We start from the raw sequence: 24513 nt of genomic DNA on the forward strand, positions 1-24513 counted from the left end.
CCACTCCCCACTCCCCACTCCCCATTAGGACTAAATTTGTGTTTACCATTGCAGTTCAACAGCAACAATACAAAACCTACATTCTTTCAGATGAAACCGCTAGTTCTCAACTGGAAGTTGTGCCAGAACGTGGTGGGATCATTACCCGTTGGCGCATACAAGGACAGGAAATTTTCTACTTAGACACTGAACGCTTTACTCATCCTGATTTGAGCGTTAGAGGTGGGAATCCGATTTTGTTTCCTATTTGCGGTAACTTACCGGATAATATTTACACCTACAATGGGCAACAGTATACGCTCAAACAACACGGCTTTGCCCGTGAGTTGCCTTGGGAAGCAACTGAGTCAAAGACTGAAGATAAAGCTAGTCTGACTGTTGTTCTAAATAGCAATGAGCAAACAAAGGCAGTTTATCCTTTTGATTTTCGGCTGGCTTTCACTTACGAACTCCAAGGAAATACCTTAGAAGTTCGTCAGAAGTATGAAAACTTGTCATCAACACCAATGCCGTTTTCGGCTGGTTTCCATCCCTATTTTTCGTGTGGTGATAAAACTCAGTTAAAGGTTAACATTCCATCTAGGCAATATCAGGACAATAAAACCAAGGAAATTCACTCCTTTGACGGCAATTTTGACTTTAGCCAAGATGAAATTGATTTTGTCTTTGGACAGCTAACTAGTCGGTCTGCTAGTGTAATCGATAACAGCCGCAAGTTAGAGCTTCACTTAGAATATGATGATTTTTCTACCTACCTGGTATTTTGGACGGTCAAGGGCAAAGAATTCTACTGCCTAGAGCCTTGGAGCGCCACCCGCAACTCCCTCAACACTGGTGAAAATCTGACTGTGTTAGAACCAGGAGCTAGTTACTCGGCATCTGTAAGATTAAGGGCAGATTTTTTCTAAAATGCTTTACAAATCTACAGATGCCTGTGCTATGATGGCAAAGTTGCAAAAAACAACGAAAGGGTCGCTAACTCAACGGTAGAGTACTCGGCTTTTAACCGATTAGTTCCGGGTTCGAATCCCGGGCGACCCATATAGACTTTTGTATTTGATCAACCGCAACTTAGATTAGTAGCTTGGCTAACAAAAAATTGAACTTTAGACTGGCGACAATTATTAAGTTCCAAGTCTACAATTAGTAAAATTGTGTATAGTGTCTACCGCCATGAAAGTATATGCGCGTTTCTTGCTGCCAGTTTTTTTACTGACCTTGGCAGCAGCCTGTAACCAGACTCGCGCCTTTTCAGATAATTCCATACCTTCTGCCCAATTGGCACAGAATCCCACACAGGCAAAAAATATTGTCCGCACTGAAGCACTTTCACCCACACCCATCCGAATCAATCTAAAGAATTTACCAGCACCCTTCGCAACAGAAAGTGCTTCTAAGCGACCTGATGTTGTGTCCATTCCACAAAACCCGGTCTTGCGCGTACCATCAGGCTTTACAGTTAATGTCTTTGCCGAAGGTCTAGATGCCCCACGCTGGCTAGCTTTAACTCCTAGTGGTGATGTATTAGTAACTGAAACTGGGCAAAACCGCATTCGTCTGTTGCGTGACAGCAACGGCGATAATATAGCCGATGTTAAAGAAACCTTTGCTAGTAGGGGCAACGGACTCAATAGACCCTTTGGTATGGCTTTTGCAGGTAATTCTTTTTTTCTGGGGAACACAGATGCTGTGATGCGTTTTCCTTATACTAAAGGTCAAAATCAGATTACAGATAAGGGGAAAAAAATCGCCGAATTGCCCGCTCAAGGTTATAACAACCATTGGACGCGGAATGTTGTTGTCTCGCCCGATGGCAATAAATTATATGTTTCAGTTGGTTCAGGAAGCAACGTTGACGAGGAACCCCTACCACGGGCTTCGGTACAGGTGATGGATTTGGATGGTTCCAAGCAGCAGACTTTTGCTTCTGGCTTGCGTAACCCTGTTGGTTTAGATTTTCATCCTGTAACTAAGGAACTTTACGCTACTGTCAACGAACGGGATGGAATCGGTGATGACTTGGTTCCAGACTATCTCACACGTGTTCAACAGGGGAAATTCTACGGGTGGCCTTATGCTTATCTGACACCGAGCAACCTTGACCCGCGCCAAACGACGGATGGGAAAAGTAAACGCCCCGACTTAGTAGCCCGTACCCAAAGGCCAGATGTGCTGTTTCAGGCGCATTCAGCAGCATTGGGTTTGCAGTTTTATGATGGGAAAACGTTTCCAGAAAAATACCGTAACGGTGCTTTTGCTGCTTTTCGTGGTTCTTGGAATCGCGATCGCGCCACTGGTTATAAAATTGTATTTGTTCCCTTCGATGGTAAAGGGCGATCGCTTGGATACTACGAAGACTTTCTCACAGGATTTTTACTAAATCCAACTGTACCAACCACTTGGGGAAGACCTGTAGGTTTACTTGTGTTACCAGATGGTAGTCTTTTAGTAACAGAAGAAGCCAATAATCGGATTTATCGGATTCAGTATACAGGGGAGTAAACAGTTCAAAATCACCCAAGCCTCTACTTAGACTTGTTTGGAACTAAGATAAACGTCTCCTGCTCTGCTCAAAATTTAAAAATTTAGGGATAGAATTTGTTACCTGGGGTAAAGTTAAAGCAGTTGTTATCCATAGAGATTTTGTGAGTGCATCTCCGTTATCCAGATTCATTCTATTTACAGTAAATTTTTAGAAATATTAATAATCATTGGGTTGAAAAATTAGTTATGACTCAGAATGAAAATAATACTCAGTCAAATATCAATGTATCTTCTGCACATTCGGGTACACGATACTGGGGTGAAGTGGAGGTGATTGAAGAGGGAGAAACCTATAGAATTAGTCGTGTTGAAATCAAGCCCAGGCACGGCATTAAACCACAAGTCCATTATCACCGCAATGAACATTGGGTTGTAGTTTCCGGTGTAGCAAAGGTGACTTGTGGAGAACAGGAAGTATTATTGAATCGAAACGAATCAACTTATGTTCCCGCAGCAACATTACATAAGGTAGAAAATCCTGGACATATTCCGCTAATTATTTTGGAAATTCAAAATGGTGAGTACTTGGGAGAAGATGATACGGAACGTCCCTATGAGCTAAATTTGGTCAAGTCTGTAGCTGAAACGGAGTGAGGGAGTGGGGAGTAAGAATTTTAGATTTTAGATTTTGGATTTTGGATTAAATTTCAATCTAAAATCCAAAATCCAAAATCCAAAATTGAATTGCCCAATCAAAACCACCCTTCTTGTTCCAAGGTTTCAATCAGCTGCAAGCCACGGGGATCACCTACTCCTAAAAGTGAGGCTTTAGCGTCTTCCCGTACTCCTAAATCTTGGTCTTCAGCAAAGGCTTGAATTAGGGCATCGATCGCAGTGGCATAAACTACATTAGAAGGTAGTTCACGGCACAGTTGACCAATTGCCCAAGCACTGTTACTCCTCACTGCTGCTACGGGATCTTGAACTAAGGCTTCAATTAATGGTGGTATTGCCCCTATAACTGCTTCATAACCCACTTCTGCCATCTGTGCTAGGGCGCTAGCAGCCCACAAACGCACTGCGGAAATGTCAGTTCTTAAGGCGTTTGCTAGGGGTGCTAAAGAACGGCGATCGCGACAGTTTCCTAAAGCCCAAACAACACCTTTACGCACGTAGCCATTCCAATCATTGTTTAGTTGAGCAATTAACGGACTCACTGCCTCTGAACTAGGATTGCGTCCTACACCATAGGCTGCACTTACCCGAACTAAGGGACAGGTATCGCTTAACAGGCGAATCAGATGGGGGGTAGCAGGCGCATATTCCATATCACAAAAAGTACGCGCCGCTAACATTCGTTGCTGGGGCTGGGGATTTTCTAGCAGGGCTAGCATCACTTCTGGATCAGGCTTTGCCACAACTGAATCGGCAGTTAGCGGCTCTATTTTATCTAAGGGGCTTTCTAGCTCCTCCTCAATATCGAGTAGGCTTAGATCATCTTCGTCATACATAATTTCATTTCAATCGCTTTTCGGGATCAACATAATAATCCCCTACACCAATAAGTTAAAACTTTATAAGTATTAGTTACGTTGTTATCCACTTTCCCTTCTTCCTCGTTGAGTTTTATCTAAACGAGAACTGCCATAACTCAGATGCTAAAGTATGTTACCCCTATCCTCTAGTTTATTTTTCTGCATTTAGGAATTTTACCATCCACAGGGATTGGGTTTGATAACCTAATTGATCGTAAAGATTTAATGCGGGTTTGTTTGATTGAAAAACTTGCAGTCCAATCTGGCGATCGCCTCTTTGAGTCGCCCAATTTTCCACATATCGCATCAAGGCTGTACCAATACCTCGCCGCCGATGTTCTGGCGCAACGTAGAGAATAAAGATGTGAGCATGACGATTACCATGCACTTGGTCTATTGCATTACCCACCCAAAGACAAGCAATGGTGGGTAGAGGGGTACAGAATAAAGATTCTTTATTACTCCCCTGCTCCCTCTCTTCTTCTACCCACCACAAAGGTGTATCGCTAGAAAAGTATTGCTTAACTGTTTGCTCTAGGTGAGAAAAATCCTCGTTGGGAAAGAGATCCTGGTAAGTTTGCTGCATGAATTTAAGCAGCAGCGATCGATCCAAAGTTGAGCCACGACGAATAATATATCCCGGTAGTAGTTGCTCAGACACTTCTGACGTTTATTAATTTAGCTAGCTGAGTTATACCAAACTGGAAAAGGATGTCTTGTTTGACTCCCACAGAGTAACGGACTCGAAACCTCTTGTATCAAACATTTATTCTGTGTATCCTAATTAGCGCGATGTGCGACTTATTCTTAAAACCCCTCTCCAAACCTCTCCCCGAAGCGGGGAGAGGCTTTAAGTCTTGCTCCCCTTCCCTTGTAGGGAAGGGGCTGGGGGTTAGGTTTGAGAGAAAGTTGCACACCGCGTTAATTACGAATTACGAATTACTCTGTGCTGCTGGTGGTAGATCAGTTGCAGTAGGTTGATAACTCACTTCTACCTCTTGAATTGGTGCGGGTGCTGCCATATCGGAAGGTAAAAAGATACGGGCGCTGACTGCCACTAGGGCAAAGAGAAATACCAATACCGCAAGAAGCGGAGCGATGTACTGACGAAATATAGCCATATTTAGATTGTAAATATCTAGGAACTTTTATGAGAACTTAGCTGAATATTTGTGAAGTATTCTTGATTGATTTTAGCGATTTTCTAGGTATGGGAATGGGGCATTGGAAAAATTCTCCCTACTCCCCACTCCCCCTGCTTCCGCAGAATTTATTGGCGATCGCGCTCCAAGTCCTTAAGCACTTTCTCGTAATACCAATTCTCCGCCTTACCAGGAGAAGTCTCCTTTGCCTGTTTAATTAACAGTTCGGCAGCAGCAGTATCACCAGATAACTTCTCGATTAGCTTTTCTTTGAGATAGCTGTCAGATAGACCTTCGTCTACCTGGCTTGGTATCCCTTCATCTATAGTTGATGGTCGGGACTGCTCTCTCCGTAATTGCCAAAATAAAACGTAATAAAGTGTACCAAAAATTAAAATTAGGCTGAGTGTTCCGAAAAAAGTTAGTAGGTTAAATGCTAGAAATCCCAAAACTAACTGCGAGAGAACATAGCCAAGTAATAAACCGGTGAGTAAGAGGATGAATGTGCCGACAGCGATTACTACTTGATTCCCCATATATCCTCTTCTTCGTCCTCAAGTCCTGGTCTAGATAATGCCACTGGCTGAGGGTTCCAGGGGGCAACTAAGGGTAAAAGTAGCAATCCAGGTAAGGCTGCTACTAGGGTTAGCAAGAAAAATGAAGGCCAGCCTGTGGCCTTAGCCCAATCTCCGGCAGGAGCGGAAAGAACATCTCTACTAATAGCCATTAAGCTAGAGAATAAAGCGAACTGAGTAGTTGTAAAGCGGTGGTTACAAAGGTTCATTAAAAATGCCACTGTAGCAACTGTGACTAATCCAGCACTGAAGTTTTCGATGTTCACTGCCAACACTAAAAGCGAATAATCTTTGCCAGCAACCGCTAACGCATAATAACCCAAGTTACTGAATAATTGCAGTATGCCAAATATCCATAAGCTTCGATTGAGGTTGATTCTAGTCATAATGACGCCACCAGCTAATACGCCGACTGTTGTCGCTAGAAAACCCATTCCGGCTTGAATTGTCCCAATCTCAGTTTTGGTAAAGCTGATTTCCCGCAGAAATAGATTCGCCGTGATTCCCACCAAGGAATCACCTAGCTTATACAGGACGATAAAAACTAGGATGACACTAGCTTGAGTCAGCCCAAATCGATGAAAAAATTCCTTGAATGGCAGAAAAATTGCTTCTTGTAAATTTTGGGGCGGACTATTTTCTCTTACCTCACCTAATAACTCTGTCGGTAATAATAAAGATGTGACTATCCAGGCTAATATCAAAGTTGCTAATAGCCAATAAAATACAGGTAGGGAGATAAAGCCGACAAATACACCTCCGATTAATCCAACTACCAACATAGTTATAAATAGCAGAAAAATGACATCTTTAAAAGATAGGGGCGGAGCTTTTTGGATGTTGTCGCGTACCTTTAGTTCCTGTGGTGCCCATAAGGTTGTGATTATACTCCCTGCCATTAAAGCTGCCATGAGTAAGTAAACACCATTCCAAGGGATGTGATCTGCTAAAACCAAAGCTAAGGAACTAGTAATAAATAGCGCTAGGCGATACCCTAGAACCCAAACTGATGCACCTGTTTTGGATTCTATTGGGTTTAAAATGTCAGTGCGGTAGGCATCACCGGCAATGTCCTGGGTGGCACTCAAAAAAGTGATGATTAGACAGTTGATTGCGAGTACTTGCAGTACTTGGTCATTTTGGGCAGGCTGTTGTAATGCCAGAAGTGCGATCGCTAATGTTAAACCCAGTTGTGTCAATACTAGCCAACCCCGCCGTCCTCCCAGAATTGGTGGTATAAATCTATCTAATAAAGGTGCCCATAAGAATTTCAGGGAATAGGGCAAAGCCAGCAGACCAAATAAAGTTATTTTCCCGATATCAACTTTGGCATCTTGCATCCAAACCTGCAACGTTCTACTAGTTAAGAACAACGGCAACCCAGATGCAAAACCTAGCAATAACAAAGCACCCATCTTACGACTTTGAACAGCGTGCCGCAGTGCTTGAACTTCTCTCATCGTTTAAACATTCCTTCTCACCTTGTACTTTGAGGGTTTGTAGTCTAATGGGTTCGGTTAAGGCAAGAGACGCGATAAATCGCCGTCTCTACAATAATCAATCTTTCGTCGTGACAGCGATTTATCGGGTCTTTCCGATTAAACTTGACAGATTACTAGTACGCAGTTCCTTAACTTTCTTGAATTGGATAAACCTGATGCCCTCTGATTTCTACCTCGTGTACGGCAAGGCATTTTTCCCAACCTTCACGAGTTCCGATGTCGCTTTTGTGCTTGAGCAATCCTAATTGGTCTTCTTGTTGGGTGAGTTTAACAAATTCTTCGTAGCGTGGGTATGTGCTGGTAATAAATGTTTCCTTACGGTGCAAAATTGGCGGATTTTCCCTATTTGCATAGTCTCGGTGAGTGACGACTAAGGTTTTTAAGTCAATATTTATACTAGCTTTTAACGCTGGGTGGGGATCATTGTCGAAGTCAGGGTAACACAGATAGGATATTTGCGGTTTATCAGTGTGATATTTGATTAATGTGGCTTCATCTACACGCCCAATGGTACGGCTAGCGCAACCTTCACAAATTCGCAGCAAGGGATCAAGTGCAGCAAGTGCCGAAACATGGACGTAAAGGGCACCGCGCGTATGTTTACCAATTTTGCTTTTTTCGCAAGCAGTTTTAATTACCCCAGGTTTGCCTAAGCTGAAAAGCTTTTGATCGGCTACTTGACAAGCTTCTTCGTAGCTACTAAAAAAGGCTTTGATGTCGTGACGCATTTGGGCTGCTAGCTTGTGCCATGCAGGGCGTTGATCAAAATGGGTCAAGGCGAGATAAACTTGGATATCTAGAGAACGACGGTAAGCGATCGCATCCCATTCAGCCTCATCGGTAGCTTGCAAAACTACACCAAAGGCGCGGCGAAAGTTCCCAAATTCGCTCAGTAATTCCTGTTCATTTTCCAATTCGCCTTTTACAGGTAGTCTACCGCGCTTGGTAAAAAAAGCCATGAGTGGTTGCAGTTGTTCTTGATAGTCTTCAAACCGCTTACTGGGGATGCGGACTCGTGGTGTAGAAGTGGTGGAAAAGAAGCGGATAGCTTTGAAACTTTCTTTTTGGGCGTCATCTCGAAAAACAAAGTAGACTCCTAACGCCACCGGGACTGCATCTACATTTAGCACCTGATCAATATAAGTTTTGAGTTCTTCTTGTTCGTAATATTTTTGAAAAGTGTTGCGGCGCGTCACAATGCCATCGTTGTAAGCAAGTTGGGTTTTGCTGGGAGCGTTAATCAGTATTTGAGCAGCGACAATTAAAACTTTGTGGGTGAGTTCCCAAGCTTGGATAAGGCTTTGACGGCGTTCTTCTGGATCTTCAATGACGTTGAGGATGTAACCCAAGTTCACTACATCGGCGGCAGTATGTAGTACATCGGGATAGTAGTAAGGGTCCCAGCCTGCACTGGTGTAGCCTAAGTTACTTACTCGTTGCACATCACCACCGTAGCCGCAACCGTAGTCAAAAAAAGTGGTGTCTTGATTTAGGATTGCCCATTCTATTGCCAATCGTACAGGGCGAGATAAATCAGTGCGAGCGATCGCAGCTCTGTGACGCTCGATTTCTAACGCTTCAGGCATAATACTAATTCGTAATTAAGACACCCAGCACCTAATATTCTTTCAAGGTTTAATGGCCAGTTCAATTAAATCTTCAATTTTCTTGATATTTGGATCACCTGCTAAGTAGCCAATACCGCGATGCAAATGTAAGCGGAATTGGGTGGCGAGGGTTTCTTTGTCGGTGGGATAACCGTCATTGTGACAGCGTTGCTTAAGGGCGAGGAGGAGAATATCGGACATTTCGCCACCAAAGACACGCCAAGTCATTTCGACATTGCTATCCTGAGGAATTGGGACGGGGGAAGGTGCGGTTGATTCTGCTAGGGAGCGACAAAATGCCCAACGGCATAAGATATTCCATTGGTCGATTTTGGTGTTGCGCTTAAGTTTGGTAAGTTGTTCTTTGGCTGTTTGGGAGAGTTTAATTCTTTCGATTGGGGATTCCATAATCTTTCTAAAAATTGAAGTAGTTTTTGCTTATAAACCCAAACAGTAGCGAACAGCAGTTTCAACTTCAAGCATCTTGGAGTCAGAAATTATGCCAACTGCGTCAGCAGGAAAACGATTTGGATCTAAAGAACGAATTTGAAAACATAAAAACACTGTTTCTATAAGCAATCCACTGTCACTTGCAGAAACTCGTATATTAGTTGGATAATCACGCTTAATATTTGTTCCTTTCGTACCTACAACTACAGTCACAACCAAAGGTAATTCATTGATAGTGTTTATAGATAATACTAAAACTGGTCGTGTACCTGCCTGTTCTCGTCCTTGCACTGGATTAAGATTGATAAAATAAATTTCCCCTCTCTCAATACTCACAACTTTTCTAAACTATCCATTTCTGTTACACCAAATTCATGATTGATCGAGGAAATTTCTGCCTGTATATCTAAATCACTAGCCATTGCAGCTAGTTGTCCCTTCATATATTTAACATCAGTAAAGTTATTTGATATTTGCTTTTTTTCTTGCACTTGTTTTGTCATAAGTTCTAAGAGCCATTCTAGTTCTTCTAATGACAAAGCACGTAGATCACGCTCTATTTTTAGTAAATGTGGTGAGTTCATCATTGCTTATCTACTTTACAAAGGTTGTTATATATATTGTAAATATCTTTTTTAGACAATATCTACTACCAAAAATATTGATTTTCTAGCACTGTCGTTTGGCGGGTGGAGGAATCGTATTTTAGGAGGTATTCACGAGCGATCGCTTCGTTTTCTCGCAGTGTTTCTACTTCTTTCTTTCCAATCTCCGTATCCGTAGAAAGCAAAATTACTTGATGACTGGCGGATGGGAAATAACGCTCAACTAAGTTACTGCGGTGAGAGGAGTCTAGTCTACCGAGTGGCGTGTCGATGGCTACTGGTAGGCGGTGTCCAGAGACTTTGGCTAAACCCCAGAGGAAGGCGATCGCAAGTAATTGTTTTTCGCCAGCCGAGAGGCGATGTTTAGGCACAGGTTTACCATTTAAATCGTAAAGCAAAAGGCTGAAAGTCTTAGTATCAATAGTGATGCGATGCACTAAGTCTGATTTATGGAGAAGATAAAGGAAGCAATTTTTAACTTCTTCTTCTAATTTATTGAGTTTTCGCAGAGTTAATTTTTCACGAAAAATCTTGAGTGTGTTTTGAACTTTAGCCGCAGAGTTAATAATATGTTCACTATTTTTATGTTTAATATTTTCTACAGTATAATCACTTAATTCCTTTTTTGATTTGGCAATAATAGTTTCTAACTCAGCTAAACGGCGGCGGATTGTTTCGTAATTTGCTTTAGCTTCAACAACTTGATTTTGTGCTGCTTCTAGTGCTTGACGCAGCTTTGTATAATCTTCTGGTGCTGCTGCTGTTTGCACCTGTCTTTCTAGAGTATGAATTTCTTCTTCTTTATTTTTGAGAATAGCTAATTTCTCTTTGGCAGAAAGTTGAGAATTTTGTAAGTGATAGATGAGATTATCTAGCTGACTTAAAGTTTCATCATCAGCTAATAGCCAAAGTGCTTCTATCTGGATAGTCTTTGCATATAAACTATCTACATCTTGGATTAAAAATGATTGAATTTTCTCAATTTCTATCGGAGAAATTTCTACTTGATTTAGCCAAGTGAGTAAACGCTGATCTCGTTCAATTAACAAATCTTTAGAAATTTGTACTTGTTGATGGCGAAATTCCTTTTCCCCCTGTGTCTGCGTCTGATTAAGCAAATTAGGAATTAATGCCAGAGGTAAAACATCAGCCGCCAATTCAGACATTGACTGACGCACTTGTTCAATTTCCGCAATTTTTGTATGCTGTTGTAATTCTAGTTGATTGCGTTCAGCTGCAATCTTCCCACCTTCAGAAATAAATTTATCAAAGGCTTCTTGCTGCTTTTGTTCTAACTCTTCTACCTGATTTTTGAGAATTTCTACTTTGTCTCCTGTTGTTTGATAATCTTCTTGCTGTTGGGTTAACCTAGCTTCAATTTCCTCTATATTTGCTAAGTCCTTACTATTACCAACTTCTTTAAGTTTACGGTTAACTAAAATATCTAAATCAACTGCTAAACGATCTGCTAACTCTAACCCTAAAAGTCCACGAATTGCATCTACTACAACTGGTGGTGGTGTTTCCTGTTCTGCAAGTTCTTTAACTTGTTCACCATCAAAGAGAAATAAGTTAGAAATTCCTAAAGGCAAAAGATTTTCAATATATTCATCCCAGATATTAACTAAAGCATCAGGCCAGGTATCACTGTCGCCTAAAATACCTAATGTATCTTTGCCATCTTTAGGATTTTTTACCCAACTACGGACAACACGGTATTTTATTGGTTTATCGTTTTCAATATGTTCAAAAAGCAACTCAATCCGGGTGTCTGCAACTGGATCAATTTTATTGTTAACACATTGATTGAGAAAATCACTATAACTTAAATTACCACGGGTAGAACATTGGGCGCGAGCGCCATAAAGGGCGAGACGAATGGCATCCATAAGGGTAGTTTTTCCGCCGCCATTCATCCCACCTAATAAGATAATTGGGCGTGAGGTTTCCTCATCAATTTTTGGGTTAAGGTTGATTACCTGTTTTCCACTGTAGGGGCCAAAGTTTTGTAGAACGAGTTCAAGAAATATCATTGATTTTTAAGATTAACATGAGTTCGACAGCGATCGCAGAAGCAGAAAGTTTGTGATGAAAGGGATCAGATAAAATTAATTAGATGGTTTTGTCTGACGCATTGAGAAAAAATATTGTCTATGAAATATAGATAATACCATCACTAACTGTTAAGAAATGCGATCGCATCTGTCTCGGTGTTGGTAAGCGTGGCTAGATTTGCACACCTCCAGCTTGAAAAATCTGTTCGGCGGTTAAATTAAATTCTGGGAAAGTAGGCGAGACAATATGGGTATCGCCTTTAAATTGAGTAACTTGGTACTCACCATCAATTAATTGATAAATAGATATAGTAGGCAGTTTAGGATTGCCAATAAACTTCCTAGCACCATAAGCCGCATAATCTATAATCCAATATTCGGGAATACCTATAGCTTCATAATCAGCTAATTTTTTGTAGTAATCATCCCGCCAATTAGTACTAACAACTTCAATAACTAAGGGAATAGATGCAGCTTGAGATACAGTTGATTCCCTTTTCCATAAAGGCTCATTCACTAAATTTGGTCGATTGATTATTAAGATATCTGGTGAATAAGCTGATTCACCTTCAAAGGGCTTGACTAATACAGTTTTTGGAATGTAATAAGGTAAATTTAAACGCTTGATATCAACCGATATTTCTAGTGCCAAAAAACCAACAACATCCTCATGATCTCCCACTGGTTGTGCCATTTCAACAATCACACCATCATGTAATTCGTATCTTCCACCCTCAGGCCGCCAAGCTGCAAAATCTTCAAAAGTTACTAATTTGTGTGTGGCTTGAATCATAGAACCTCGCTTATTTTAAGATAACCCAACTTTGTCAAGCGTTCTTTAAGTAGTTTGGTTGACTCACTTCTTCTATTATTCTGAGTTTTCCTTTTTAAATTTCATACTTGCCCAAGCTACCTGCTCATCGCTTTCAGCTTCATCTACTTCATTGATTGCTGCAACATCGCCTAAAGTCATCTGCTTGACTTTTGCAACGTCACCTTGACTAACTGCTTCGCTTAATTCGCGTTTCAAACGAGCATTTTTAATCGCATCTTCTGGAGAACGAGAACTCGTATTAAAACATTTTTCTAAAGTTTCGTATATTCCCACGCGACGAGTCTTTTTGCGATACTGGCGTTCTGTGTCTAACAATTTCGCCATGAGTTCCAAGTGCATCGCGTCACCTTCACAGATTTCTTCTAATACTATCCATTCATCACGGCCTAGTAGGCTATAGTCAGCACCAGGACGGGGGTCTTGAAATTCTTCACCTGTCACTTCTTGATAAATCCGGGGTAAGCTATCATCAAATTCGTGTTTTTCTTCTAGCCAAATGCGGCGGATTTCGCTCATTTCTTCTAAAGTAATTAGGGTGATATCGCGCATATTTTCTGGCGCTGTCCGACGGGTTTTTGTTTGCGCTTCTAATAATCGTCTCAGCCAATGTTCCCGCCAATATTTGGTATAGGGGCCAGGTATTGGTTCAATGGAGATTTCCCCGTTTTTATTTCGCTCAAAAAGCTGAACTTCTCCCCAAATTCTTCTAAAGTCTCTCTTGTCTCGGTCATCTTGAATATCTAGTTCATTACGAATATCTAATAGAGGCTGCATCCATTCTTTTTCTTCATCATTTTGGATCATCGCTTCCATTGATTTATCCTTATTCACTAGTGTGCAAACCCAGCAGCCAAATCGGGAATCACCACAACTAGGAGTAGAAGTATCAACAACTAGAGGACATTCATTATCGGCTGTAGCACCTCGATACATAGCAAATAATTCTTTATTGCTTTGTCCCCAAGGATTATCACATTGATTAAGGTATATCCAGACATCGTTATTACTCCAATCTTCTATAGGGGTATAGATTAGGGAGTTGGGTAGGCTGGCATTAGGACTTAGGCGATCGCGTACTCGATCGACTTGATGCTTTTTCATTGTGGCAGCACGTTTGGCGCTTTCTGCTTTGCGAGTACCCAATACAAGAATTGTTTCACCGTTAGCTCTAACTATTTCACGGATGAATTGATTAGCAGGATTAATTTTTAAGCGTGGTGTACACCAGCGAAACTGGTTACGAGGTGCTGGATATCCTTTACCAATAAGATTTACCCAAAATGTATCTTCAATTACTGGTTGTAGTAGATGTGGATCAATTGGCATCCCCTGTTTCTTAGCAGCTACCTTGAGATTCTGCATGGATTTGTGAACCCAAGCAGACACTACAGGATTTTCCACCTGAGTATCGGTTGTAATTACATATATAGTTTTAGTTCTTTTTTCTGGAGAAAGAGCAGCGATCGCATTCCATACAAGCTGCAATACTGTACTAGAATCTTTTCCCCAAGACACGCCTAAAACCCAAGGTATCTCATCTAAACAATACAATTCTTGAATTTCAGTGTTGAGAACTTGGATATAGTCCACTAACTCTGCTACAGTACGTGTTTGCTGAACTATTTTTTCTGGTTGTTGTGCTGTAGTCATTTCTCCTTCTCTCTGGAAACACTGGCGTAATATCTGGGCAAATAGAATTCACGTCTACATAGACAAAACCCGCCGACCTGGGTTGAAAAAAAGTTTTTAAAAACTTTACTACTAATATCCAAATTTTTGGATAATTAAACGACATAATCCTATTCTGTTTTTAAAATTTAACATGAAAGATAGTGCATCTGACCCAACGGCTGACATTGCTAGAGAGTACCTGGAACGAGAAAACAAGGAAAAACAGGTACTAGCTTTACTCCTAGAGAAGTTTGTAGGGAGAAAAGATCAGATTCTTGTTCAGAAAACCGAGATGGGTGGTACGGAGGCTTATGTTAGTTCTGTTACCTTGGAATGGTTTGCAGGTCGGGTTCACTTCGCCTCTGGCTTACCTCTGTTTCAAAAAAAGTATAATCCTGAAACTGATAATGTCGAGATTGACGCGGATAGTATTGATGAAATTCAGCAGCGTCCTCTTGATTGGTCACGTCAAGCACCTCTAGTGCAATATTTAGCGGCTCGACAAAATCATAAATTTCCGCCAGTGTTAGTAGTAATTAATCAACCGTGGGTGGATAATCCCAAAGCTGCTGAGTGGGATAGTGAAGGATGCGCCACAAAATCTACTACTGATTTCATCCCCCTAGATAAAGACGCTAAAGTAGGTCTGCTAAATATTTCTGAAGATGATGTAACTATTTATGCGTTAGATGGTCAACACCGATTAATGGGTGTACAGGGGTTGATGGAGTTAATTAAAACTCGTAAACTCCAGCGCTATAAAAAAGATAAAGGTGCTGATGACAGTTTTATTACAGTCAATGATTTGATAGAAAAGTATCAAGTAGACCTTGCTTACTTGCAAAATTTACCCAAGGAAAAAATTGGTATTGAGTTCATCTGTGCGGTAGCGGCTGGGGAAACTCGCACCCAGGCAAGGCGGAGAGTGAGATCGATTTTTGTTCATGTCAACCTGATGGCTGCACCCTTGACTAAAGGGCAGTTAACACAGTTAAATGAAGATGATGGTTTTGCGATCGTTGCGAGAAAAATTGCAGTTACACATCCACTATTAGAACAACGACAAGAGCGGAATCCTCGTGTTAATTGGAATAGTGCAACAGTGGCTTCCAATTCTACAGTTTTGACGACTTTGCAAGCTCTGCAAGATATGTCTGAGCGATATTTGGCTCAAAAGTTCCCTCATTGGAAACCCTTGGAGAAAGGTCTAATTCCAATGCGTCCAGAGGATGAAGAACTTGAGCAGGGAATTGAGGAATTTAGAAAGTTATTTGATTCTTTGGCTAGTCTTTCCAGTTATAAAATTTTAGAACACGAGGGTACACCAGCTTTACGGCGCTTCAGCTTTGAGAAGGATGGAGGTGAAGGAAATATGCTTTTCCGTCCAGTTGCTCAAGTTGCATTAGCGCAAGCTATCGGAATTTTGGTTTTTAAAAAAGGTTTCTCCCTGGCAGATATTTTTAAGAAACTGCGGAAGTTTGACCAGCAAGGTGGTTTTAGTGGTATGGAATATCCTCAATCTCTCTGGTATGGGGTTTTGTATGACCCAAATAAAAAGCGGGTGCAGGTTGCTGGACGAGATTTAGCGGCGAAATTATTGCTATATATCCTGGGTGGAATTCAGGAACAGATGGAACGTGCTGAACTTCGTAAGGCTTTGGCGGATGCTAGGACTGTGGAAGATAAAACTATAGGTTTTGATGGCAAGTTTGTTGATCCAAAAGCTGTAGGACTTCCACATATCCTGAATTAGCAAAGTTAAGTATAGATTTTTCAGTGTGGTTTTTACCGATGCTACAGTCCATAAGGGTTGTATATCATGTTTGCTAACATCTACTAATTTATATTAGGTATTTATATGACTCAACTAATTGAAGATGATAATAATAGTATTTCTCCTCAGATGAAAGCTCAGTTTAGCTCCTTTATTGAGCCATTTTTCTCACAATATCATCGTGATCGCTGCTATCCGGGGCTGATTTTTCAGCAGGGAAAGCGGACAATGCTGCAAATTAATGTACCTGCGAGTGACTTTTCTGGTCTTCTCCAAGCGAAACCATCCACTGGGAATGATCCTGATTCTGGTAAAAATCGTCCAGAGGTTAAAGGTCATGCTGATGAAATTAAAAAATATATTGTTGACCGTTCTCGAAAAGCAAAACCTTGGATTATAGGAACTCTGACTGCTAATGTAGCTCCAAAAGACATAACAATTCTTGAACTGGCTAGGGGTATTTGTCTAGTTGTTATTCGTCGTGGAGTCAAGTTGGATATAACTGATGGACAACATCGTAAACGTGCAATTCATGAATTAATAGAAAGTACTGAAAGCCACTTAATTAGTGATGATGATTTTGCAATTACTCTAGTTTTAGAGGGTGATTTTCAACAGTGTCAGGCAGATTTCAGAGACATGGCTCAAACAAAACAACTAGATAAATCATTGTTATTATCATTTGGTGAGTTCTCTGGTCGAGTTGGTATCACTAAAGAATTAATAAAACGAGTGCCAATGTTTCAGGGTAAAACGGAGAAGATTAAATCAAGTCCTGCAACCAAACAAAAGCTGATTTACACAACTAATTTTATAGCTAGGTTTGTAAGTTGTGTTTTTACGAACGATCCAAGTAATCAGCTTCGAGATTATGATGTTTATCAAGCATCTGATGCTTTGGTTATTTGTCTTAATAGATTTTTCTCAGAATGTAGTAACACTGAGTATATTGCTGATACGACTGTTGAAGAACTAACACCAGATCAAGTAGGCACATTTAAAGAAGATTGTATTCTAGGTATAAGTGTAGGGCTGGAAGTTTTAGGGCGTTTATTGCACTATATATATGATCCAGAAAACAATTATTTTAATGAAGACAAAATTTCACAACTAGCACAGTTAGATTGGTCAAGAGAAAACCAACTTTGGAAGGATAATGTAATTAGAATAGATGCCCAACCTAAAAATCCAGACAAGCCATATAGAATATCTGCTACTGTTAGTGCAGTAACAGATGCAGTCAAAACAGTAAAAATTACACTGGGGTGGATGTAAAGTTATTGCTTTTAACCATTGCTTAAAAATCAAGATAGGAATTTGCTTAGATCAAATTCCTCATCTTGCTGCTCTGCATTCGTTCTTTCATAACTAAGAATCAATAAAAGTCGCTCTGAATAGTCTACTGCTCCACGCAGTTCATTTTGTATAATCTCTAAACCAGCATTAGCATACTCTTCAAAAATGTGAATGCGTTGCTCGTCAGCTACATTATCATCACCTATAACCTTAATGTTTTCTGTTTCGGTGATAGCCAACAAATTAATTAATAGAGTGAAGCTGCTAGTAAAATAATCTTGTCGCAGTGGGGATAAATCTTTAGAAATTATGTCTAAAGGAATGCGCTTTTTATTTTTAACGCCTAATGCTGCTGCAAACACCATAACTTCTACATAAGTTTGAAAAGGCCCAGTTGTGTCTTTTGATGCTACTAGAGATTTCACCAACTCAGCCTTATCTTTAGCAACCCTGATTCTGTTTGCAGCCATTGTTCTAATATATACATTGTTGCTATATTAACCGAAAACGATGCCTACGGCGGGCTACGCCTACGCACTTATTACCGCATTATTTTATACTAGTATAGATGTGATCGCTTAAACAAACAAATTATCCACTAACATAGTCCATGCTGGCACTGTGGGTTCAGCATATTGGTATTTAATTTCTTGGCGTTCTTCCCATTCCAAATATTCCTCTCTTTTTCTCAACTGTAACTAAAAAACCTTTGCGTCTTTGCGCCTTTGCGTGAGACATTTACCCCTCCGTTCTCACCGTCAAAACCTGCGGCGGCCTAGAATCTGGAGGATACAAAAATTCCACTTGTACTTCTCGCTTCCCACCCCCCAACATCTTCAGCGTCACCAACGGTTCACCCATTTGTCCCCGACGCTGTACCAAATGCACATAGCGCGTCTTTTCCACACCATTATCATCGATGTAACGCACCCGCACCGTTCCCCGAAAGAATATCTGTTCTACATCTGGCTTTAAAAACAGCAATCTATCTGTTCCCCCTTCATCCTTCACAGGAGTCTGGATTGATACATTCACCGTCTGAGTTTGATTAGTAATATTTCTGAGGGGTAAAGTCAGATTGTATTCAACACCATAGTTACTGTGAGCAAAGTACGCCGTATCAGGATAGCGTTTTAACATGGCTGCACTTTGAATTTGTCCAGTGCTGAGAGTAATTAAATGTACAGTTCCCAAAGGATAAGAAAACGCCTTTCCTGGTTCGGGTATCGTTAACTCAGACACGTTGGGATTATCCGTAAGCCGTGTTTGCCATTGCGTTCCTTGGGAGACACCAGCGACGCGACTAAATACTGTTGGTTCTCTGGGAGGGTCGAGAGGTGTCGGAATGGGGTCACGCTTTCCTGCTAAACTGCCTGTATTCAGAAGCTTTTGCCACTCGGCTAAAGTGGGTGAAACATTACTATTTTTGACTAAATTTGCCAGATAAACTGGGCTACTACTTGCCAAGCGCATCATCGTAGTGCGACCGTTAGAAGCAGGAGCCTGTACGGGAATGAGTAAATTCGCTAAGATTTGAGTTTCTTTTGGTTTTATCACCAGCTTTTCAGGGAAAATTCCTTGCCTAACTCCCCGCAACACATCATTCATTGTGCGATCGCCTGGTCTAGAGTAAACTGTACCTTGGGGATTTTCCACCATATCAGGTAAAGCGATAAATGGCGCTTCTCTGGTGAGGTAACTAGCTGCTTGTAATACTTGCAGTGTGACAGGTTCATTCCCTGGATTATGTACAATTATCCCTTGGTAAACAGTGCGGCTTTGGGCTGGTGTTTCCGCCCTGACGATATGATGAGCAAATATATCAAATCTGCCTTGAAAGAGATAATTTAAATGTGCTTCCTGTACTTGTTTCCCATCTGGGGGGAAAGTTGATAGTAAAATTCCTTCAGTTGTTACCAGTTCGGGACTATTGCTGTTAAAGGTGGGAATAATATCGAGTTTTCCTGGTAAGGGGCGTACTTCTTGCGGATGTACTTCGATTCCAGCAATGTATTGTGGAGGAACCGTGTAGATATTTAATGCCCGACATATCAAAACTGCAACTTCGCCTCTAGTAGCGTTTTGCAATGGTTTTAGCTGTTTGACATTGGGATAATTGACGACAATACTATTAATAGTCCCAGATGCGTAGGCGAAGCCCATCGAAGATATCGCATTTTGGGCATAGTTAGGAATTTGTCCCGCGTCGTTAAAATATTGTTGTAATATCTGCGTCGGGTTGGATACAGGGCTGTAATTTTTCCCACCAGCTACGACACCAATGATTTGGGCGCGAGGAATTGGCTGGTTAGGCTGGAAAATCCCACCGGGATAACCAGAAAAAAATCCTTTTTGGTAAGCGGTAGAAATTGCTTTATTTACCCAATAATTACTAGGTACATCTTTAAATGTCGTAGCAGCGCGTTTTACCGGTGAATCAGGAAAAGCATTTAGCATCAACACTGCGGCTTCAGCGCGTGTCACTATTGCTTCTGGGCGAAAACTACTATCAGGGTAGCCTGTAATAAGTTTACGCTCTCCTAGTTGCTGGACACAATTTTTTGCCCAATAGTTTTGGGTGTCAGAAAAGGCTAGGGGGTTGGGGGTTGATAGAGTTAAGAGGAAGACGACAACTGTATATTTTCGGAGGTGCATTAAAATAATTGGTAATTCGTAATTCGTAATTTGTAATTTGTATAGAACTTAATAAAGGCGGTTATAAACCGCGTCTACAGAGACAAAACCCGCCTGCGCGGGTTCAAAACCTTAATTTTCTCTTAGCCCACGGAGGTGTAGCTCATGTTTGTGTAGCTGCGAATTCCATTCGCCCTGGCTTTTTGTTGACACGCTTAATTACCCATCCCGTTCAACTTCCATAATTTCCGTATACTCAAACTCGTTCGGACTTTGTTTCACCAAAGGATACCTTTCCCCACCCAATTCAATATAATCTTGTTCGCAATCCGGCTTAGATGAATAATACGTAAGCACATATTCTCTACCGATTCTGTCTGTCATTTCTGCTTCTACTTCACCCCGCCACTGAGTCTTAGTTACTAAAACTATCAACTGATTCGCTAATTGGGGAATTGTCTTAGCAATGTGTCGCCGCGAACTTTCATCCAAACTACCAAACGGCGAATCCATGACAATTGGGAAAGTGCTACTATCGGGAATCATCATCATTTTCCGCTTCTCACTCCATTCGCGCACTTTGTCAATAATGCTGGCAATAAAGGATAAACTGAGAATTTGATTTTCCCCCGTAGATGCTGCAACTAGCGCTTCTATCCCTGTAGTATTTTCTACTAATGTCAGTTCATATTTATCACTAATTTTAGGAATGTACGGAGTCACAGAAATCTCCATGAATATCTCTTGTACTCGCTTTTCTAGTTGCAGGCGAAATTGTTGTTCTTGACGATTTTTAACTTCTGTTAACCGTTCGATTGCATCCTGAGCGGCGTTAATCCGTCGCTGTGCTAAAGTTTGCTTGTCTTCATTCAGCTTTTGTTTAGCAATTTGTTTATTTAAACCTTCAATTTCAGTTGTCAGTTGAGCAATTTGCTGCTGATTTGCACCCTGTTCTCGATTCAATTCATCAATTTTACTTTCAATTTCGTCTAACCGTTTTTGCAAACTGCTAATTTCTTCATTAGCATCTTTTCGCAACCGTTCTTGAATATTATCTAAATCGCCTTCAATTTGAGATATACTTTGCCTTAATTGATTAATCCTAGTTTGTTCTCTATCAACTTCTTCCCAAAATCCTATAGCTTGCTTATCAATTTCATCTACTTGAGCTATCATGCGAATTGCAGTTTCTTCCACCGCCGAGGAACCTGCCCTATTTAACCAGGTACTCACATGAGTATGAGAATGATTACCCTCGTGTAATTCTGCACCACAAATACAGCGCTGAGAATTGAGTAAATCATTGACAAATTCCCGCGAAATTCCTGATGTTAACTCGCCTCGCTGCTTCAAATCATTGATAATTCCGCGAAACTGGGATGTAGTTTCTGACAGTAAAACGGTATAACCCCGCGCGGAAATAACTTTTTTCAGCGCTTCCTTGTTTTTTTTATATTCTTCTTGATTTGCCGCTTTCTGCGATTCTAAATGCTGCCATCTTTCTTGCAATTCCTTAGCAGCACTAAGTTCTCGTAAACGATTACTTGTCTCTTTTTTAAAAGTTTTTTGATATTCTAACTCTTCTTTAATTTCTGTTTGCCGTTTGGTGATGCGTTCCCGTTCCCGCTCTATCTTTTCTTGCTGTCGTAAGAGTTCTTTAATTTGGGAATCACCAATAGCTTTTAAATCATTTTCTAAAGCTTTTTTAGCATCTCCCAAATGTCTGATAGAACGATTGATTACTTCCACACCCAAGAAAATTTTTGTAGCTTCGGCAATTTCAGCTTTTTTATCAGAACGAACTATTTCTTCAATTCGTTCGCCGTCAAAGAAAAAATATTGATGTAAAGTAGCGGGTAAAATTTGATTAATGATTTCGTCTGCTGGCTGAGTTGGTAAATTCCATTTGCCATCGTCTCCACCAACCCACATGGTTAATTGAGTTTTGCCAGCGTCAAAATCACTTTCGTTTTTATAACCCCGACAGGTGCGTTTAACTCGATAACGTTTACCTTCATGTTCCCAGCCAATTTCTACCCAACATTCTATAGCTTGACCTTTTTGAGTTTCTGCGATCGCACGCTTATTAACTAACTGCTCTATCGATGCAAATGCTGCACTAAATTTATCATACAATACCCATGTAAAGGCATTCAGCAAGCTGGTTTTTCCAGAGCCATTATTGCCATGAATAATTGTTGTGTTGTGAACATCTCCACCAGCCAGAATCATCTCTGGTGTCTTACCATAAAAGGAGCGAAAGTTGCAGAGCTTGATTGAAGTTAGCTTCATCGCACCTCTTCCTTAATAATGTCCAAAATATGATCATTTATATGACTGTTAATTTTTTTATCTAGCCTGCCTTTTTCCAGCTTCCATACCCGCTCAATAATTTGCCGAACTTCCGGTGGAGCGCTGCTTATTGGCTCCTGCACATCATCGATATTCGCCTCTTGTGACATATTGGATTTTTAAATATACTTTTTCTATAGTTTAACTTTCTCTAGTGCCATATCTACCTCTGTAAAGCTACTGTTAGCGTTATCTTTAATTTTGCAAAAACCATTTTTTCAAATTTATAGTTTTCTTTGAAAAATGCTTTATTATTTAATGGCTTTCTGTTATTATTAATAAAGCATCTTGATCATAATGGGATGTAAGTGAAATTTTTAACGCAGCTTATATTCCATTATGATCAAACTCATAATTTTATTATTTCATACTTAATGCTTCTTTTTTCAAAACTCGAAAAATTTTACAAAAAAAATACAACTATTCTCTGATTCATCAAATATCTAATAAACCATATCGCTTTTGTAAATCTAGTAATTTCATTCTGGCAACGCCCGCATTATCAGCCAAATCAGCAAACTCCACAAAGCGACGCAATTCCTTTTTCAACAGATTGCGTTCAACTTCTATAGTTTCTCTATCTAAATCTGGTGGCAAAACAATCATGTCAAATATAGTGGCGCGTTCCTTAGCTGGATGAGGACGCAAAACTCGCCCCCGTCGTTGAATGAATTGGCGGGGATTACCAGAACTTGATAAAATCACCGCAGTTTGAATTGCCGGAATATCGACACCTTCATCTAAACAACGAATTGCCACTAAACCTTGTAATTCACCGCTTTCAAATTGACGACGTAATATTTCTCTTTCTTGTAAAGATGTTTGGGCTGTATAGGTGCTTACCTTATACCCTAAATCCACTCCCAGAATTTTAGCAACAGCTTTAAGTTGGCGTAGGGATGAACGTTGTCCCGCTTCTTGAGAACCATCACTACAATAAAAAAGTGTGTGAGTAGTTTCGCGGCGAGTTGCCATTAATTCATGCAAAGCAGTTAATTTATTTTCCGCCGCACCAATTAATCTTGCTCTTTGCATCAACAACGGCTTTAAATCTTCATTGTCTTCAAAGTTTCCGCCATTATCTCGATCTCGATATAGTAGACATCGCCCAATTCTTTTAGTTAACTTTAAATAGGCAATGCTTTCTGCTTCAGTTAACTCCACTAACACAGGATAATACAGATAATGTACCAAAGCACCTTGAGCGATCGCATCTCTCAAAGTAAACTCTGGCTGGAGAACTGGGCCAAAATAATCAAATAGAGATTGCGTACCAAAATCATCAAAATACCTCTCCGGTGTGGCAGATAAAGCCAGTCTCAACCCAACACTACGCGGTAAACTTTCTTCTAACTTAGGTGCGCCTAAATTATGCGCTTCATCCCCAATAATTAAAGTTTTGGCAGGAAAATATTTAAGTTGAGACTGAAACCCATCTCCAATTAAAGTCGAGTTTGTAGTAATCACCGTGACAAAACGTTGAGAACCAGAACGCAGATTATAAATTTGCGTCGAAAGTTGACTTTGCCAAGTGCGTAAATTCTCGAAAGCTAAAATGGGTTGCAAATTAAATTTTTCACATTCTCGCGCCCATTGGGTGACGAGATGGCGGTAAGGACACACCACCAACAACACTTGTAAATTAATCTGCTGATATAATTCACAAGCGATCGCTAATGCGGTAATGGTTTTACCACTACCAGTAGCCATTTTCAGCGTTCCTCTGCCATTATTAGTAAACCAGCTAGCGATCGCTTGTCGCTGATATTGCCGCAATTGCAGAGATGGAGGCATTCTTGGGCATCCTGGTAATGGTTGCGGAGTGTAATAACTGCCCTTACTTTCCCTTGCAATTGGTAATTTCAACCGAAATGCGCCACGGAGATTATCCCCGTGGTCACTTTTGCGGAAAGCGGGCAGTTTATGAACTGGATTTGGCGTCAGGTACATAGTGGGAGTTAGGAGTTAGGAGTTGGGAGTTAGGAGTTAGGAGTTGG

Annotated in this window: 22 protein-coding genes and 1 tRNA gene; 6 read left to right on the top strand and 17 right to left on the bottom strand. The window is 40.7% G+C overall.

Annotation, left to right across the window (positions count from 1 at the left end):
• Nucleotides 1-38 precede the first annotated feature (38 nt).
• The 4 genes from F8S12_RS07695 to F8S12_RS07710 all read left to right on the top strand — a co-directional run bounded on the left by F8S12_RS07695 (nucleotide 39) and on the right by F8S12_RS07710 (nucleotide 3138).
• Nucleotides 39-908: an aldose epimerase family protein gene (locus F8S12_RS07695; protein ID WP_196515725.1), complete on the top strand. Its 870-nt coding sequence runs from the start codon at nucleotides 39-41 to the stop codon at nucleotides 906-908.
• Nucleotides 909-969: 61 nt separating this feature from the next.
• Nucleotides 970-1041: transfer RNA gene (locus tag F8S12_RS07700), tRNA-Lys, on the top strand.
• A 132-nt stretch (nucleotides 1042-1173) separates the two neighbouring features.
• On the top strand, nucleotides 1174-2502 hold the full coding sequence (locus F8S12_RS07705; RefSeq protein ID WP_196515726.1) for a PQQ-dependent sugar dehydrogenase: 1329 nt from the start codon (nucleotides 1174-1176) through the stop codon (nucleotides 2500-2502).
• A 228-nt stretch (nucleotides 2503-2730) separates the two neighbouring features.
• On the top strand, nucleotides 2731-3138 hold the full coding sequence (locus F8S12_RS07710; RefSeq protein ID WP_196515727.1) for a phosphomannose isomerase type II C-terminal cupin domain: 408 nt from the start codon (nucleotides 2731-2733) through the stop codon (nucleotides 3136-3138).
• 98 nt (nucleotides 3139-3236) lie between these two features.
• Here the strand turns inward: F8S12_RS07710 and F8S12_RS07715 are convergent, their stop codons facing one another.
• From F8S12_RS07715 to dndC, 12 genes are all read right to left on the bottom strand, one after another.
• Nucleotides 3237-3995 (bottom strand): HEAT repeat domain-containing protein, encoded by a 759-nt coding sequence (locus F8S12_RS07715; RefSeq protein WP_196515728.1) that lies wholly within the window; start codon nucleotides 3993-3995, stop codon nucleotides 3237-3239.
• 175 nt (nucleotides 3996-4170) lie between these two features.
• Nucleotides 4171-4680, bottom strand: a complete 510-nt coding sequence (locus tag F8S12_RS07720; protein ID WP_196515729.1) for a GNAT family N-acetyltransferase — start codon at nucleotides 4678-4680, stop codon at nucleotides 4171-4173.
• Between the two features lie 271 nt (nucleotides 4681-4951).
• On the bottom strand, nucleotides 4952-5140 hold the full coding sequence (locus F8S12_RS07725) for a hypothetical protein (protein ID WP_196515730.1): 189 nt from the start codon (nucleotides 5138-5140) through the stop codon (nucleotides 4952-4954).
• Nucleotides 5141-5289: 149 nt separating this feature from the next.
• On the bottom strand, nucleotides 5290-5697 hold the full coding sequence (locus F8S12_RS07730) for an ABC transporter permease (RefSeq protein ID WP_196515731.1): 408 nt from the start codon (nucleotides 5695-5697) through the stop codon (nucleotides 5290-5292).
• A complete protein-coding gene (locus tag F8S12_RS07735; RefSeq protein ID WP_196515732.1) occupies nucleotides 5682-7196 on the bottom strand; it encodes an AmpG family muropeptide MFS transporter in 1515 nt (504 codons plus the stop codon). The genes F8S12_RS07730 and F8S12_RS07735 overlap by 16 nt, the downstream gene beginning before the upstream one ends.
• A gap of 170 nt (nucleotides 7197-7366) precedes the next feature.
• Entirely contained in the window at nucleotides 7367-8824 is a 1458-nt protein-coding gene (locus F8S12_RS07740; RefSeq protein ID WP_196515733.1) for a DNA phosphorothioation-associated putative methyltransferase, read from the bottom strand.
• 42 nt (nucleotides 8825-8866) lie between these two features.
• Nucleotides 8867-9253, bottom strand: a complete 387-nt coding sequence (gene dndE, locus F8S12_RS07745; RefSeq protein ID WP_196515734.1) for a DNA sulfur modification protein DndE — start codon at nucleotides 9251-9253, stop codon at nucleotides 8867-8869.
• A 30-nt stretch (nucleotides 9254-9283) separates the two neighbouring features.
• Nucleotides 9284-9631 carry a type II toxin-antitoxin system PemK/MazF family toxin gene (locus F8S12_RS07750; protein ID WP_196515735.1) on the bottom strand — a complete coding sequence of 116 codons (348 nt, stop codon included), beginning with the start codon at nucleotides 9629-9631 and terminating at the stop codon, nucleotides 9284-9286.
• Nucleotides 9628-9882, bottom strand: a complete 255-nt coding sequence (locus F8S12_RS07755; protein ID WP_230967870.1) for a hypothetical protein — start codon at nucleotides 9880-9882, stop codon at nucleotides 9628-9630. The genes F8S12_RS07750 and F8S12_RS07755 overlap by 4 nt, the downstream gene beginning before the upstream one ends.
• 62 nt (nucleotides 9883-9944) lie before the next feature.
• Complete coding sequence (gene dndD / locus F8S12_RS07760) at nucleotides 9945-11933, bottom strand: DNA sulfur modification protein DndD (protein WP_196515736.1); 1989 nt, start codon at nucleotides 11931-11933, stop codon at nucleotides 9945-9947.
• Nucleotides 11934-12126: 193 nt separating this feature from the next.
• On the bottom strand, nucleotides 12127-12747 hold the full coding sequence (locus F8S12_RS07765; RefSeq protein WP_196515737.1) for a Uma2 family endonuclease: 621 nt from the start codon (nucleotides 12745-12747) through the stop codon (nucleotides 12127-12129).
• Between the two features lie 75 nt (nucleotides 12748-12822).
• A complete protein-coding gene (dndC, locus tag F8S12_RS07770; RefSeq protein ID WP_196515738.1) occupies nucleotides 12823-14439 on the bottom strand; it encodes a DNA phosphorothioation system sulfurtransferase DndC in 1617 nt (538 codons plus the stop codon).
• Between the two features lie 172 nt (nucleotides 14440-14611).
• Here dndC and F8S12_RS07775 point away from each other — a divergent pair, with 172 nt between their 5' ends.
• Both F8S12_RS07775 and F8S12_RS07780 read left to right on the top strand, forming a co-directional pair.
• Complete coding sequence (locus F8S12_RS07775) at nucleotides 14612-16213, top strand: DGQHR domain-containing protein (protein ID WP_196515739.1); 1602 nt, start codon at nucleotides 14612-14614, stop codon at nucleotides 16211-16213.
• 105 nt (nucleotides 16214-16318) lie between these two features.
• Nucleotides 16319-17509: a DNA sulfur modification protein DndB gene (locus tag F8S12_RS07780; protein WP_196515740.1), complete on the top strand. Its 1191-nt coding sequence runs from the start codon at nucleotides 16319-16321 to the stop codon at nucleotides 17507-17509.
• A gap of 29 nt (nucleotides 17510-17538) precedes the next feature.
• Here the strand turns inward: F8S12_RS07780 and F8S12_RS07785 are convergent, their stop codons facing one another.
• From F8S12_RS07785 to F8S12_RS07805, 5 genes are all read right to left on the bottom strand, one after another.
• Nucleotides 17539-18000 (bottom strand): DNA phosphorothioation-associated protein 4, encoded by a 462-nt coding sequence (locus tag F8S12_RS07785; RefSeq protein ID WP_196515741.1) that lies wholly within the window; start codon nucleotides 17998-18000, stop codon nucleotides 17539-17541.
• Between the two features lie 268 nt (nucleotides 18001-18268).
• The gene (locus tag F8S12_RS07790; protein WP_196515742.1) at nucleotides 18269-20185 is read right to left on the bottom strand and encodes a DUF3370 family protein; all 1917 of its coding nucleotides are present in this window, start codon (nucleotides 20183-20185) and stop codon (nucleotides 18269-18271) included.
• 198 nt (nucleotides 20186-20383) lie between these two features.
• Nucleotides 20384-22456, bottom strand: a complete 2073-nt coding sequence (locus tag F8S12_RS07795; protein ID WP_196515743.1) for an AAA family ATPase — start codon at nucleotides 22454-22456, stop codon at nucleotides 20384-20386.
• Nucleotides 22453-22626, bottom strand: coding sequence for a hypothetical protein (locus F8S12_RS07800; RefSeq protein WP_196515744.1), 174 nt, complete (start codon nucleotides 22624-22626; stop codon nucleotides 22453-22455). Before F8S12_RS07800 ends, F8S12_RS07795 begins: the two co-directional genes overlap by 4 nt.
• A 325-nt stretch (nucleotides 22627-22951) precedes the next feature.
• Nucleotides 22952-24466: a DNA phosphorothioation system restriction enzyme gene (locus F8S12_RS07805; protein WP_196515745.1), complete on the bottom strand. Its 1515-nt coding sequence runs from the start codon at nucleotides 24464-24466 to the stop codon at nucleotides 22952-22954.
• Nucleotides 24467-24513: the final 47 nt, after the last annotated feature.

It is taken from the genome of Nostoc sp. WHI, assembly GCF_015714725.1.
Lineage (GTDB): Bacteria > Cyanobacteriota > Cyanobacteriia > Cyanobacteriales > Nostocaceae > Nostoc.